The organism is Ramlibacter sp. WS9 (assembly GCF_003797765.1).
Taxonomy (GTDB): domain Bacteria; phylum Pseudomonadota; class Gammaproteobacteria; order Burkholderiales; family Burkholderiaceae_C; genus Ramlibacter.
The window spans coordinates 127,918-140,831 of the sequence record NZ_RKMB01000005.1; the positions used below are offsets into that span (position 1 = coordinate 127,918).

Here is a 12,914-nt window from a genome sequence, read left to right on the forward strand (position 1 = left end):
CAACCCAGGGCAAGGCATACCGCTCAAGTAACATGGGCTGCACATCAAGAAGAACGGACCATGGTTCACGTAGCCTATTGCATCGACAAAAACTATCAGCAGCACTTCGGCGCTTCCGCGACATCGCTCTTGCTCAACTTTGCCGGCGACGGATCGGAACTGACGATCCACGTTGTCACCGACGAAGCCGACCCTGTTTTTCGCGCCAGGCTCGATCGACTGAGGTCTGTATTCAAGGCGCGGCTCGAGTTGTACCTGGTGGACTCACAGGCGCTCCAGGCCATGGCTCCGCTGAAAGGCACCAGTGCCGCCCACGTCAGCACAGCCACCTACTTCCGCTTCCTTCTCCCGCGCATCCTGCCCGAGACGGTGAAGAAGCTGCTCTACCTGGACGCCGACACGATTGTTCCGTCAGACATCGGCGAATTGTTCAAGACCGACATGGCGGGCGCCGCGGTGGCCGGGGTATCCGACTATTCCGCGAAGACCATGGCGGCCAAGCAGAACGTCGAGCGATACATCAACTCCGGCGTGATCCTGCTGGATGTGGAGCAGTGGCGGCGAGAAGATCATGGCGCACGCTGCCTTGCGTTTGCATCGGAGAACAAGGCGAAACTCATCTTTGGCGATCAGTGCACGATCAATCTGCTCTTTCAGGACCGCCTGCGGCTGCTGGACGCCCGGTGGAATTGTTATGTGACCCCGACGGCGAGAGCGCTGCCTGAGAACCCGGGCGTATTTCATTTCATTACAGGCGACAAGCCCTGGCACGCCTGGTATGAAAACGACCTGGGTAAGGCCTATTGGAGATATCTCGACGTGTCGCCTTGGGCAGGTGCCCGGCCGGTCCAACCCACGACGGTCGACAAGGCGCATCGACTGGCGCGCCTGTTGCACCGGCAGAACAAGACGGCTGAATCGATGCGTGTTTATGACAGCATCATCGTCAACACGCGAGAGCGCAATCCAAGACCGGGTGCGTGAGTTGATGCGCGCTGAGTTCCTGGTGGTGGGGTCCGGCCTCAGCGGCGCGACCATTGCGCGCATGCTGGCGGATGCCGGGCGAGACGTCCTGGTCCTGGAGCGGCGGCCTCATGTGGGGGGCAATGTGCATGATCATGTTCACCCCAGCGGCATCCGCGTCCACACCTACGGCCCCCACTACTTCCGGACCAACGACGCGGACCTCTGGACCTTCGTGAACCGCTTTTCCCGGTTTCACCCGTTTGAAGCCGTGGTGAAGTCGCAGGTGGAAGGCGGCCTCGAGAACTGGCCCATTGCCGCCAGCTACATTCGCCGGGAGATCGGAACGGAGTGGGAGCCGGGTTTCCGCGGGAAGCCCGCCAACTTCGAGGAAGCATCCCTTGCCCTGATGCCCCGTGTCATCTACGAAGCGTTCGTCAAAGGCTACACGGAGAAACAGTGGGGCTGTGCGGCCACGGCGCTTTCCGCAACGCTGGCGCGCCGGTTCGACGTGCGTGAAGACGACGAACCCCGCCTGATGCGCCACAAGTACCAGGGCATCCCACACGAAGGCTATGCGCATTTCATGGAGAACTTGTTGGACGGCATCCCCCTCTTGAAGGATGTCGATTATTTGCAGGACCGCGAGGCTTTCCGGGCCGGCCGGTGCGTTGTCTTCACCGGGCCGATCGACGAGTACTTCGGATTCGACCTGGGCCGCCTCGGCTACCGGGGCCAGCGCCGCGAACATCAGTACCTGCCCGACGTGGACTGGGCACAGCCCTGCGGCCAGGTCAACAACCCGGGTCTCGCCAGCGGTGCGCACATTCGCACGCTCGAGTGGAAGTACATGATGCCGCTGGAAGAGGCGGCCCGGCTGCGCGGCACCGTTCTCACCCGCGAGTTTCCGTTCACGCCCGAAAATCCGGGTGAATTCGAATACCCGTTCCCGGACGCCGCCAACGCCATGCTCTACGAGGCCTACCGGCAACGGGCGGAAGCGATCCCGCAGCTGCTGGTCTGCGGACGCTTGGGCGAATACCGCTACTACGACATGGACCAGGCGATTGCCCGCGCGATGCTGCACGGCAAAAGGCTGATGAAGGGACTTGGTGGTGGCTACGGCCCCAATGTCGGCGTATAGGTCCACACCCAGTTGCCGGCACCCTTGATCGAAAAGCTCTTTCTGTCCGGCGCAACCGCAATGGGCCCGCCCGGCACGATCGGCATGGCGAGCGCTTCCGGTCCGACTCCGGCCACCCATAGCAGCACATCCTCTTTGCCACCGGGAATGGCCCGCATGGAGCAACTGGCCGGATAGTTGGAAACGCTTGCCGCGGGGAATGTCCGTGTTCCCTTGATCTGGACCTGCTCACTGGAACTCAGGGAATGCGACACGGTCTGGAAGTGCTCGTACCCGTCCTTCAGCTGCGGCGGGGGACAGTTGGTCTTGTCCGACTTGATGTTGCTGAGATCAGACTTCGCGTCTGCGACCGTGACCGTTCCGACAATCGCGCCTTTTTTGTTGTCCCAGGTGAACTCCACCGTGACGCGGTCGAGTACGTCCGCATTGCCCGGATAGTCACCCCGAACGACGGCCGCGCGTGCGTTGTGCACACCTTCCACGCGGTATTTGACGAACGTGGCTGTGGCCCATTTTTGCGCGACGACCAAGTCCATCGCATTCGAATGCAAGGGGAGCAAGCCGAGAAGTGCGGCCGTCCATGAAAGCGGTTTCCGCATAAGTTGTAGCCTCCTCGCAGAAAGTAGGCCACAAAGCTCAAACTGGCACAACGACGATTCTTGTGCGATCTGTCGGTTCGAGGGCAAGAGCTACCTGCTCATGGAGGCGGCGCAGCGCCTGGAGGTCAATGTGGAGGCAAGCGACTGATCCCGGGCTTGCACTGCCGCGCTCAGCTTCGTCTCCCTCACCACTGCCTGCGGCACCGCCGCTCGCGGCCATTGTTCACGGGTTTTTACGCCTACCCGGACAACGACGGGCCGCTAAAGTGAAAGGGCTGTCCGAGCTTCACGCGGGCAGAGATCAAGGCGCATCATGAAACGTCGTCGTCTGATATTTGCTGCGTTCTCCGTCGTTGCACTCGCGTCATCATTTGTCGTTTCCGCACAACCCAGCCCGGAGGAGAAACAACTCCGCGATCGTCTGCTTGCCTATCAGCAGGCTTGGAATCGCCACGACCTCGCGGCGTGGTCGTCCTTCCTCAGTGATGACATCTGGTTCACCCAAGCCTTGGATTTCTACGGTCGCCAGAAAGGGCGTGAGAGCGCGGAGACTCTGTTCAAGTCCAACTTCGCCGACTCGGAGCTGACGCAGGACGTGAAGAAAGTACGCATGATGCCGGACGGCACCGCAACGGTGGCCATGCGAGAGGTCGTCGCGCACTTGCCAAAGACTGACGGCAAGTACAAGGCCGTTTTCGAGAGTGAGCCTGTCATCGGCAGATGGAGAAAAGACGCAGGCGTGTGGAAGATGTTCTTCTTTACCTCGCACAAGGGTTGGGCGCTCGATGAACTGAAGAAGGACGGGGTGGAGTAACCCGGTTCACTTCCGGCGCCCTGATCGGGTCGTCGCTTCTTGTCGGCCAGAGGACGCCAAGTCCTTGATCCGAAACGCTTCTGTCGAATGAGGTTGACGAGCCTTACCGCTGCCAACCTCTGCAGGAATCCCAATGAAATCAACGGCTTAGCTGATCAGGAAAACTCCAGGTGATACAAGCCGGTGACACAGCCGAATCATAGCCGACCCGCGCTCCTCTAGGCCGCATGGCCACTCCCACTCGCCATGAAAGCAGTTCCGGCTCCTCGCTGTATGCTGATGGCAAATTGGAGGCACGATGGCCATTGAGCAAAGGCAAGTCAACGGAATAACGGGACTGGTTCAAGAAGTTCTCGCGATAGCCAATGGGCAACCCCCAGGGGGCTTTCTTTGGTTCCGGGGCATCAGTTGCGGCACGCACACGCTGATCCCTAAGATCATGCGCGACGGCAAGCCCATGGAGCAGGTATTCGAGCGAGAAATGCGTCTGCTGACCCGTTTCAGGCAGCGCAGCATGGCTTACTGGCCCGCAGGGTATCCCCAGAATGATTGGGAACATCTCTTTGCGATGCAGCATTTCGGCATGCCGACGCGGCTGCTCGACTGGAGTGAGAACCTTTTTGTAGCGGCGCACTTTGCTCTCGAGTCCGCACCGCAGCACGCGCACGAGGGCGGCTGCGTGCCGGTCGTGTGGTGTGTAGACCCTGGCGAATGGAATCGCTCTACCCCTGTCCTGTCTGAATATGGGGAGTCCATTCAAGTGCTGACGACGGCGGATGATGAGCTCGACGCCTATAGACCGGAAACGAACAAGCGGCGGAAAAGATCCCCTATTGCGATGTTCGGTGCGCACAACTCGGCACGCATTGTGGCTCAGCGCGGCACCTTCATGGTGTGGGGTAGCGACACCCGGCCCCTAGAGGAAATTGGACATGAACAGACTGCGCGCCTGTGGCGCATCGAGGTGCAGGGCCAACGTGCCGATCTCAGCAAATCGCTGACCCAGTTGGGCTTCAGCGAGACGATGGTGTTCCCGGAGCTTCCTTCTCTAAGCTCCGAGCTCAGCCGTACAGAAGGATGGAGAACATGACCGTGCCCGCCCCCAACGACCTCGAAGTACAGCTTGAAGAAGCTAGGCGCTCGATAGCGTCCGATGGCTACCCCATGAGCATCGGTGAGCTCACCAATCTATATCGAGACAAGGAACTGCGAATTCGACCTGAGTACCAGAGACTTTTCCGATGGACCAATACACAAAAATCTCGCCTCATTGAAAGCCTACTGCTGGGCATTCCGCTGCCGTCAATCTTCGTCGCTCAAACTGAAAGCGGGACTTGGGAACTGGTCGATGGGCTTCAGCGCGTTTCAACCATCTTGGAGCTTCAGGGGGAGTTGTTGGACAAGGACGGCAATAAGGTTGCACCCCTAATCTTGACCAAAACAAAGTATCTGCCGGCCCTAGAGGAACGGGTTTGGGATGTCCCGAACCCAGAAATCAGCTTGACGGAAGCGCAGCGGCTCGACATCAAGCGTTCAAAAATTGACGTCAAGATCATCAAGCGAGACTCATCCCCTGAAGCGAAATTTGACCTTTTCCAGCGCCTGAATAGCTATGGTTCTACGTTGACTCCGCAAGAGACTCGCTCAGCATTGATGGTTGCGGTATCCCCCGATTTTTATAGTTGGTTCGAAGCCTTAGCCCAGTATCCCAGTTTCGTATCGACGACTAGCCTCAATGAGCGGTTGATCGAAGAGCGCTTTGATCTCGAGCTTGTAGTGCGCTTTCTCCTGCTTCACGCGAGGCCAGCCGACCAAATAACGCTGGGAGCCTTGAGAGACTTCTCTCAGGTCTTAGACGATGGAGCTATTCACTTGGCGGGAATCTATCCTGGCGGCGCTGCTCAACTTGAGGCGACGTTCAAGCAGACATTCGATTTCATCGCCGCAAGCGGGGGCGAAAAAATATTCAGGAAATGGGACACTGAAAAACAGGAGTTCAAGGGGTCATTTCTGGGCACCGCGTTTGAAGTATTTGCGCTCGGGATCGGATTTCACATTGCGCAGGGAACGCCTTTCGATGGTGACCTGCTTTCAGTCGTGAAGAGCTTTTGGGCACAGCCGCAGATGCAGGGCGGATTCGCGACAGGACGATCTACAGAGCGCCGATTGGTTGAGTTTGTGCCAATGGGACGCGCACTTCTGGCGGCGAAATGAGTAGTTGGGGGCTGGGCCTCTACGGCGCCCTGCGGAATTTCGCGCGCATCATTTGCAACAATGTTGTACTGGAGCTGAAAGATGATTCTCCACAAGGAAAGTTGTTGGGGATTCAGGTTGACATGCAGTACGAGAAGTAGCGTCACGTTGCTGAGAGGAGGGCAGTTGATGAAGATCGCTCTGATTGTGGTTGCCGCGCTCGGGTGCGCTGCCACTGTGAACGCTGCCGATTTCCAGATCAAGAGCCGCTCACTGGGGCAATCACCCGTAGCTGCCTGTGACGGAGCGCCGATCAGGAAGCTGAAAGACCCGCTCGACGCGATGGGGCTGCGGGACGTAGCGTTCCCAGCAAGCGCATGTGACGTGAATCTGCCTACCGTGGCTGGACTGAAACCGACAGGTCCCGCCAAACTCCTTTTCTGGAAGGACAGCGCGGCAAACCGCTGTCCTCGGTGATGTAATCCGGCAATCCGTCCGGGGGGTCCCATGATTCAGATTGAGGAGTTTGTGGACGAGAGGCAGAAGAGTTGGTGCATTCACTGCGGCGACTACATCGTGGGGCTCACTACGAACTGGGACCACGCGCCTACGGAGTCCCTCTTGGACGAGCCGATACCTCCGGGCCTGCCGAAGGTCCGAGTGTGCAAGCCGTGCAACGAGGGCTTCTCGTCAGACGAGGAGTATTTCCGCACCTTCTTGAGCTGCGTTTTGTCTGGTACCACGGCGCCAGAAGGTCAGAAAAATTCAAAAGTCCGGCGTGCGCTCGCCCGACGCCCTGCACTCGGCGTGGAGATTGAAGCAGGCAAGCGCGAGTTCAGCACGCTTGGGGGCGGGAAGATGATCATTTGGCAGCCCGATGCGCCCAGGGTGGAGCGCGTCGTGATGAAGAACGCCCGAGGCCATGCGTTTTACGAGATGGGAGAACCCATGCTTGAAAAGCCGGACCATGTGTGGGTAATGCCGCTGGTCTCGCTCTCGCGTGAGGAAGTGGACGAGTTCGAGAACGTCGCGACCTCGGGTTGGGCGGAGGTGGGAAGCCGAATGATGGTGCGTCAGATTACCGGAGCCGACCTGGACGATGGATGGGTGGTCGTCCAAGACAATGTATACCGTTACGCGGTTCTCCAGCGGGGTGGGCTGACGGTACGGTCCGTGATTCGGAATTATCTGGCCACCGAAGTTCATTGGAATTGATGGCGATGCTTGAACTGCCTGCAGACACACTTGAGGAAGTCCGAAGGCTGTCTGCTGCCGGTGATGCCGATGCAAAGCGGGGGCAGTTGTCGGAAGCGGTCGCCAAGTACTGGGCCGCGTGGGACCTGCTGCCGGAACCTCGGACCGAATGGGAAGCAGCCACTTGGCTTCTTGCTGCGATTGGCGATGCGAATTTCAGGAGCGGGGATTTCGCTGTTGGGCGAGACAACCTCTCCAAGGCCATGCGCTGCCCCAGTGGGAGCGGCAACGCGTTTTTGCATGCTCGCCTGGGGCAGTGCCAGTTTGAATTGGGCGCGCACGATTCGGCGGCAGAAGAGTTGATGCGGGCGTACATGGCCGCTGGGAGCGAAATCTTCGCGGAGGAACATCCGAAGTACCTGCGCTTCCTCGGCAGCAGAGCAAAGGGGGTTCAGTCTCCAAAGAAGGCGTGGGAGTTCTGGAAGTGAGACGCTCCGCAACGGGCCGAGCGCCACTCCAGCCCGAGAACCCCCGCAGTGTTCCCTTCAGGATTTCGGCAGATCATCTTCCGGTAGCATCTCACTGATGCAAACCTCACCATGGCGATCTAAGGGCTTTAAGGCCAGGATGGTGACGTTTGGAAGCCAGCCAGAATCGACCACCCTGTAACCGCTGTCACATGCCTCAGCCCAAGACGCTCCGTCGCATCGCCGCAATGGCATTGATGCTGCCAGCCTCCGTGGCTGCAATATCGTTCGTGGCCCCCTACCTGATTCCAGCATGCGAGCCGCAGCTGTACGGCGTAGGTGTGTGCATGCTGGGTTCTGTGAACGACGCGGTTGCCATCGTTCTTGGCATCTTCGGCGGTATCTACATCGCCGCAGTGCTCGGAATCTTCGTTTCAGGGCCGCTGTACGCCCTGGCATGGTGGCTCGATCTGCAGCGTAAACCGCGTGGTGCTTAACGTGCCGAAGTTGGACACAGTAGCCCAGTGGTACATACCCCGAGCATCCGTAGGGAACCCGAGGGTGGTCGTGTCGCTGCCTTGCTGCGGGAACATGACATGCCGATGAAAGTCGTGTACCGACTGGCAGACGAACTTGCCAGTGACCCCAAGCAGGTAGCCTTGGCGCAACAACTCACGCTTGATGCGTCTCGCCCTTACATGGGCCTCAAGGGAACACACGGGCTGTTCGGGTCCGAAGAATGGTGGAAGAGCGTGGAGCGCGGCTTGATTCAGAAGTGGAGGGTCTCAGGAATCATCCGTCGCGCCTTCGTGGCCGGACAAGACCCGGAGGAGCCAATCAACGCGGTGGACATCCAGCTTGAAAGTGGCGAGATGGTCACCGAGGGCATTTACGCGACGGACAGCAGGGACCAAGCGCTCTTTGCAGTGGGGCACCAAATGGACATCGTCTATGTGCTTGACGAACTGAAGGCACCAGTGCGGGGTGACGGGAGGTCGCACGCCGACATACCGCTTGAAGTATCCGTCTCCTCTGAGCCTGTCGAACAGCCTCGCGTTCGCGACCGGTTGGCGCGTTGGTTGCCGACGCTTCGTCGCGGCAGTCGATAGCGCCAGCGCACATCACATGGTCATCACTCTCGATGCCCCCGAAGATTCCCTGTGGGAGTCTCGCGGGGTCGTGGGGGGCATTGGCACGTAGACGCTGTGGAAGCCAAGCACATCACGTTCGCTCTCCTCGTTCTTGTGGCGGTCGCGGTCTACGTTTGGGATCGCCTCATCGACCGCAAAGCGAGGGCCGTCAGAACTTCTTGGAATTGCATCCGTTGCGGGGTCCAATTGGGTCCCATGGAATCGACGGAGATCCGTGTTGCGGGAGGGCCGCACATGGCAACCACAGCGCGAGCCTGCACGAGGTGTGCGAAGCGAGACGCTCGCGTCTGGTGGGCTGGTTTGGCGGGCATTGTCCTTGCCATCATCGCGACGGCGTATCTGCTGTGGTCGAGATGAGGTCCAGCATGTTCTTCACTGCCGGTCTCATCGGCACTCTTGTCCACCCATCCCCCGCCGTGGCCCATGAAGTGGTCCTGAAGTGGCCTTGCGGGGTCGTGCGGAGCATCCACGATATGCGGCGCACATGATCGGAGTAGAGGCAGTCTCCGGGGGCCTGATTGGGTTTCTTGTGCTCTGCGCTGTGGCTCTCACCGCGCTCAGCGCATTGGCAGGGGGAACTGTGCTTGCCGTGCGGGGTCGGAAGGGCAAAGCATGGATATTCTTGATCGCGGGAGGGGTAGGCCTTGCGGCGGTTGTGAGCGTGCTGTGGCGTGCGACGCCGTCGTCCCTAGACTCGCACTCCTTAGACCTACGGCCCTCGTTTCAATCAGCCCTGAAACTCGCACCGGCCCGTTGCCAAGCAGTCGCTGAGGAAGATTGGTGCTTTGTCGAACAAAGTGTGCGGCGACTCGAAGTAGTGATGCCTGATGGACAACGTCGGACCTTCAGCGCGAGCAGCATCTACGCAGCATTTCGCGGCGGAACACTGAATCGGATTGCATTCATGTTGAGCCCGCATCGGCCGCAAAGTCAGCTTGCGTCGATTCTGGACGCTGAAGCGCAAGCAGTGGATCGTCGGCAATTGTCGGGGGGACTTACCGAGATGCTCCGGCGCGTGGCTGGGAACGAACTCGTTCGTCATGACCAGCACGCCTCGTTCGTTCACCCGACCTACACCGTGCATGTCTGGCTTCTCCCGCGACAATCTAAGGACGACACCTATGGGGCGTGGTACGAGGTGTTGGTTCAGCCGATGTCCAAGTGATCGCGACCGTTACCCAGCGTCTTCGCTCGGCAATCCAGGCACGAACGACACTCTGTGTCAGGGATGATGATCTGGACGTACCAACGACTGCCTCGAAGGTTCAGTCCTTCAACCTTTGCCATGTCTTTTCCTCGATCTGAAGTTGAACGAGGTGACACAGGCAAGTGATACAAAAGGCGTTGGTAAGCCTTTGATTTCGCCCAAGTTGTTGATTCACTTGGGGATTCAAGAAGAAGGTTGACGAGCCTTACCCCCGGCACTGAGTCCACAGTTAGGGCTGCTTGGTTCCCCACCTGACCCGGTTGGCCGCTTCCCCATGCGGGGAGGCCCGTCAAACCGTATTGTAGGCGGTGCGCGATGCCCCTCGGGTGTCGCGGGGTGGTCCATGCGCAACCCGTAGAATCCGCCGCATGTCCTATGTCGTGCTCGCCCGCAAATACCGGCCCAAGACCTTCACGGAAATGGTCGGCCAGGAGCACGTGGTGCAGGCGCTGTCGAATGCGCTGACCCAGCAGCGGCTGCACCATGCGTACCTGTTCACGGGCACGCGGGGCGTCGGCAAGACGACCGTGTCGCGCCTGCTCGCCAAATCGCTCAACTGCCAGGGGCCGGACGGGCAGGGCGGCATCACTGCCGCGCCCTGTGGTGTGTGCCAGGCCTGTGTCGACATCGACAGCGGGCGCTTCGTCGATTACACCGAGCTGGACGCGGCGTCGAACCGCGGCGTGGACGAGGTGCAGTCGCTGCTCGAACAAGCCGTCTACAAGCCGGTGCAGGGCCGCTTCAAGGTCTTCATGATCGACGAAGTGCACATGCTCACCGGGCACGCGTTCAACGCGATGCTCAAGACGCTGGAAGAGCCGCCGGAATACCTCAAGTTCGTGCTGGCCACCACCGATCCGCAAAAGGTGCCGGTGACGGTGCTGTCGCGCTGCCTTCAATTCAACTTGCGTCCGATGGCGCCGGAGACGGTGCAGGAACACCTGGTCCGCGTGCTCGCGGCGGAAGGCGTGCCTGCCGAAGCGCCGGCACTGCGTTTGCTCTCGCGCGCCGCGCGCGGTTCCATGCGCGACGGCTTGTCTCTGGCGGACCAGGCCATTGCCTTCGGCGCCGGCAAGCTGGAAGAAGCAGCGGTGCGGCAGATGCTGGGCAGCGTCGATCGCAGCCACGTGTTCCGCCTGATCGATGCGCTGGCGCAGGGCGACGGCAAGACCGTGGTCGAGGTGTCCGACGCGCTGCGCCTGCACGGGCTGAGTGCGGCGTCGACGCTGGAAGAGATGAGCGCGGTGCTGCAGCGGATGGCGGTGATCCAGGCCGTGCCGTCGGCCGCGGACATGACGGACCCTGAAGGCGCCGAAATCGCACGCCTGGCGCAGGCGATGCCCGCCGACGAGACGCAGCTGCTCTACAGCATGTGCCTTCATGGGCGTGCGGAACTGGGCCTCGCGCCCGACGAGTACGCCGCGCTTACGATGGTTCTGCTGAGGTTGCTGGCGTTCAAGCCAGGTTCTGCGGTTCGCCACGGCGATCAGCAGGAAAAAAAAACTCTGATTGAAGCGCGCGCAACCGAAAGAGCGCCGCCGGTGGCCTCACAAGTCGCCTCACCACTCCCTGCCCAAGTCGCACCGCTGCAGGCGCCCGCACCGGCGCGCACGGCTGTCCCCGCCGTGGGCGCGCCGCCGGGCCGTGTGCTTCCGGTGGTCGAACCCGCACCCGCCCGGCCGGCGCAGCGGCCGCCCGTTCCATCCAACGGCCGCCCGGGGAGCGAAGTGGTGGGCGTGCCCGTGCGCCAGCAGGCCGAGTCGTTCCGCGAGAACCCGGCTTCGGCGCTGACGCTGGTGCCGACGGAAGAAGGCGACTTCTGGTACGCCACGGTGAGCGACCTGGTCGCGCGTGAAGCCATCATGGCGCTCGTGCGCGAGCTTGGGCTGCAGTCGCAGCTGGTGGGCCGCGACGAGGGCCACTGGATGCTGCGCGTGGAACGCGAGTCCCTCAACCAGCCGGCCAGCCGCGAGAGGCTGCAGAACGCGCTGCTGGCGGCCGGCCACGCGGTCAAGCTCAGCGTCGAGGTGGGCACCGTCACCGACAGCCCGGCGCGCCGCAATGCCGCAGCCGCCGCCGAAAAACAGCGGGCCGCCGAGGAGATCATCCTCGCCGACCCATTCGTTCAGGACATGATGCGTGACTTTGGCGCGAAAATCGTGCCTGGAAGCATCAAGCCCGTATCGAGTAAGTGAAACAACCTTGGGGACAGACCTTTAGCTCTGTCCCCAACTGACTAGGAGAAGACATGTTCAACAAAGGACAACTCGCCGGCCTCATGAAGCAGGCGCAGGCCATGCAGGACAACCTCAAGAAGGCGCAGGACGAACTGGCCAACGTCGAGGTCACCGGCGAATCCGGCGCCGGCCTGGTCAAGGTCACCATGACCTGCAAGCACGACGTGAAGCGCATCACCATCGACCCGAGCCTGCTCGCCGACGACAAGGACATGCTGGAAGACCTGGTCGCTGCCGCCTTCAACGCCGCGGTGCGCAAGGCCGAGGAAACCTCGCAGGAAAAGATGGGCAAGCTCACGGCCGGCATGCCGGGCCTGCCCGGCGGGATGAAGTTCCCCTTCTAGCGTGGCTGACACCAACACCCTCAACGCCCTGATCGAGGCGCTCCGCCGCCTGCCTGGCGTGGGGGTGAAGTCGGCTTCGCGCATGGCGTTCCACCTGTTGCAGCACGACCGCCCCGGCGCGCAGGTGCTGGCGCAGGCGCTGGAGCGCGCCGCGACGCAAATCCGCCATTGCACGCAGTGCCACACGTTCACGGAGAACGAGGTGTGCTCGACTTGCCTGGACCCGCGGCGCGACCGCAGCAAGCTGTGCGTGGTGGAGACGCCGGCCGACCAGGCGGCGCTGGAACGCACGGCCGCTTTCAAAGGCCTCTACTTCGTGCTGATGGGCAAGCTGAGCCCGCTCGACGGCATCGGTCCCAAGGACATTGGCCTCGCCAAGCTGTTCGCGAGGGCGACGGACGGTGTGGTACAGGAAGTGATTCTCGCGACCAACTTCACCGCCGAAGGCGAGGCAACGGCGCACGTGATCGGCGACGCGCTCAAAGAGCGTGGGTTGAACGTGACGCGCCTCGCGCGCGGCGTGCCGGCGGGCAGCGAACTGGAATACGTGGATTTGGGGACCATCGCGCACGCGCTGGTAGACCGGAGATAAGAGGAGGAG

The 12,914-nt window shown here is 60.9% G+C and carries 14 protein-coding genes and 1 other RNA gene; 13 read left to right on the forward strand and 2 right to left on the reverse strand.

Annotation, left to right across the window (positions count from 1 at the left end; translation table 11 throughout):
- The first annotated feature begins 60 nt into the window (after positions 1 to 60).
- Positions 61 to 984 (forward strand): glycosyltransferase family 8 protein, encoded by a 924-nt coding sequence (locus EEB15_RS10560; protein ID WP_141509807.1) that lies wholly within the window; start codon positions 61 to 63, stop codon positions 982 to 984.
- Between the two features lie 4 nt (positions 985 to 988).
- A complete protein-coding gene (locus tag EEB15_RS10565) occupies positions 989 to 2,107 on the forward strand; it encodes an FAD-dependent oxidoreductase (protein ID WP_158290061.1) in 1,119 nt (372 codons plus the stop codon).
- On the opposite strand, the gene EEB15_RS10570 is transcribed toward EEB15_RS10565, so the two are convergent.
- Positions 2,083 to 2,643, reverse strand: a complete 561-nt coding sequence (locus EEB15_RS10570; protein ID WP_141509809.1) for a hypothetical protein — start codon at positions 2,641 to 2,643, stop codon at positions 2,083 to 2,085. The two genes, EEB15_RS10565 and EEB15_RS10570, sit on opposite strands and share 25 nt — an antisense overlap.
- A 376-nt stretch (positions 2,644 to 3,019) precedes the next feature.
- Here EEB15_RS10570 and EEB15_RS10575 point away from each other — a divergent pair, with 376 nt between their 5' ends.
- From EEB15_RS10575 to EEB15_RS10610, 8 genes are all read left to right on the forward strand, one after another.
- Positions 3,020 to 3,520, forward strand: coding sequence for a nuclear transport factor 2 family protein (locus EEB15_RS10575; RefSeq protein WP_141509810.1), 501 nt, complete (start codon positions 3,020 to 3,022; stop codon positions 3,518 to 3,520).
- 298 nt (positions 3,521 to 3,818) lie between these two features.
- A complete protein-coding gene (locus EEB15_RS10580; RefSeq protein WP_141509811.1) occupies positions 3,819 to 4,610 on the forward strand; it encodes an FRG domain-containing protein in 792 nt (263 codons plus the stop codon).
- Positions 4,607 to 5,734, forward strand: coding sequence for a DUF262 domain-containing protein (locus tag EEB15_RS10585; protein ID WP_158290062.1), 1,128 nt, complete (start codon positions 4,607 to 4,609; stop codon positions 5,732 to 5,734). The genes EEB15_RS10580 and EEB15_RS10585 overlap by 4 nt, the downstream gene beginning before the upstream one ends.
- A 168-nt stretch (positions 5,735 to 5,902) precedes the next feature.
- Complete coding sequence (locus EEB15_RS10590; RefSeq protein WP_141509813.1) at positions 5,903 to 6,190, forward strand: hypothetical protein; 288 nt, start codon at positions 5,903 to 5,905, stop codon at positions 6,188 to 6,190.
- A gap of 30 nt (positions 6,191 to 6,220) precedes the next feature.
- On the forward strand, positions 6,221 to 6,928 hold the full coding sequence (locus EEB15_RS10595) for a hypothetical protein (protein WP_158290063.1): 708 nt from the start codon (positions 6,221 to 6,223) through the stop codon (positions 6,926 to 6,928).
- Complete coding sequence (locus tag EEB15_RS10600) at positions 6,928 to 7,395, forward strand: tetratricopeptide repeat protein (protein ID WP_233259449.1); 468 nt, start codon at positions 6,928 to 6,930, stop codon at positions 7,393 to 7,395. The genes EEB15_RS10595 and EEB15_RS10600 overlap by 1 nt, the downstream gene beginning before the upstream one ends.
- Positions 7,396 to 7,622: 227 nt before the next feature.
- Positions 7,623 to 7,871, forward strand: coding sequence for a hypothetical protein (locus EEB15_RS10605; RefSeq protein WP_141509816.1), 249 nt, complete (start codon positions 7,623 to 7,625; stop codon positions 7,869 to 7,871).
- A gap of 99 nt (positions 7,872 to 7,970) precedes the next feature.
- Positions 7,971 to 8,483: a hypothetical protein gene (locus EEB15_RS10610; RefSeq protein ID WP_199236504.1), complete on the forward strand. Its 513-nt coding sequence runs from the start codon at positions 7,971 to 7,973 to the stop codon at positions 8,481 to 8,483.
- A gap of 1,443 nt (positions 8,484 to 9,926) precedes the next feature.
- On the opposite strand, the gene ffs is transcribed toward EEB15_RS10610, so the two are convergent.
- Positions 9,927 to 10,023: signal recognition particle sRNA small type (gene ffs / locus EEB15_RS10615), an RNA gene on the reverse strand.
- 77 nt (positions 10,024 to 10,100) lie between these two features.
- Between ffs and dnaX the strand changes: the two genes are divergently transcribed.
- The 3 genes from dnaX to recR are packed head-to-tail and all read left to right on the forward strand — an operon-like array spanning position 10,101 to position 12,905.
- Positions 10,101 to 11,927: a DNA polymerase III subunit gamma/tau gene (gene dnaX / locus EEB15_RS10620; protein ID WP_141509817.1), complete on the forward strand. Its 1,827-nt coding sequence runs from the start codon at positions 10,101 to 10,103 to the stop codon at positions 11,925 to 11,927.
- 53 nt (positions 11,928 to 11,980) lie between these two features.
- Positions 11,981 to 12,313: a YbaB/EbfC family nucleoid-associated protein gene (locus tag EEB15_RS10625; protein WP_141509818.1), complete on the forward strand. Its 333-nt coding sequence runs from the start codon at positions 11,981 to 11,983 to the stop codon at positions 12,311 to 12,313.
- A 1-nt stretch (position 12,314) separates the two neighbouring features.
- A complete protein-coding gene (recR, locus tag EEB15_RS10630) occupies positions 12,315 to 12,905 on the forward strand; it encodes a recombination mediator RecR (RefSeq protein ID WP_141509819.1) in 591 nt (196 codons plus the stop codon).
- The last annotated feature ends 9 nt before the right edge of the window (positions 12,906 to 12,914 follow it).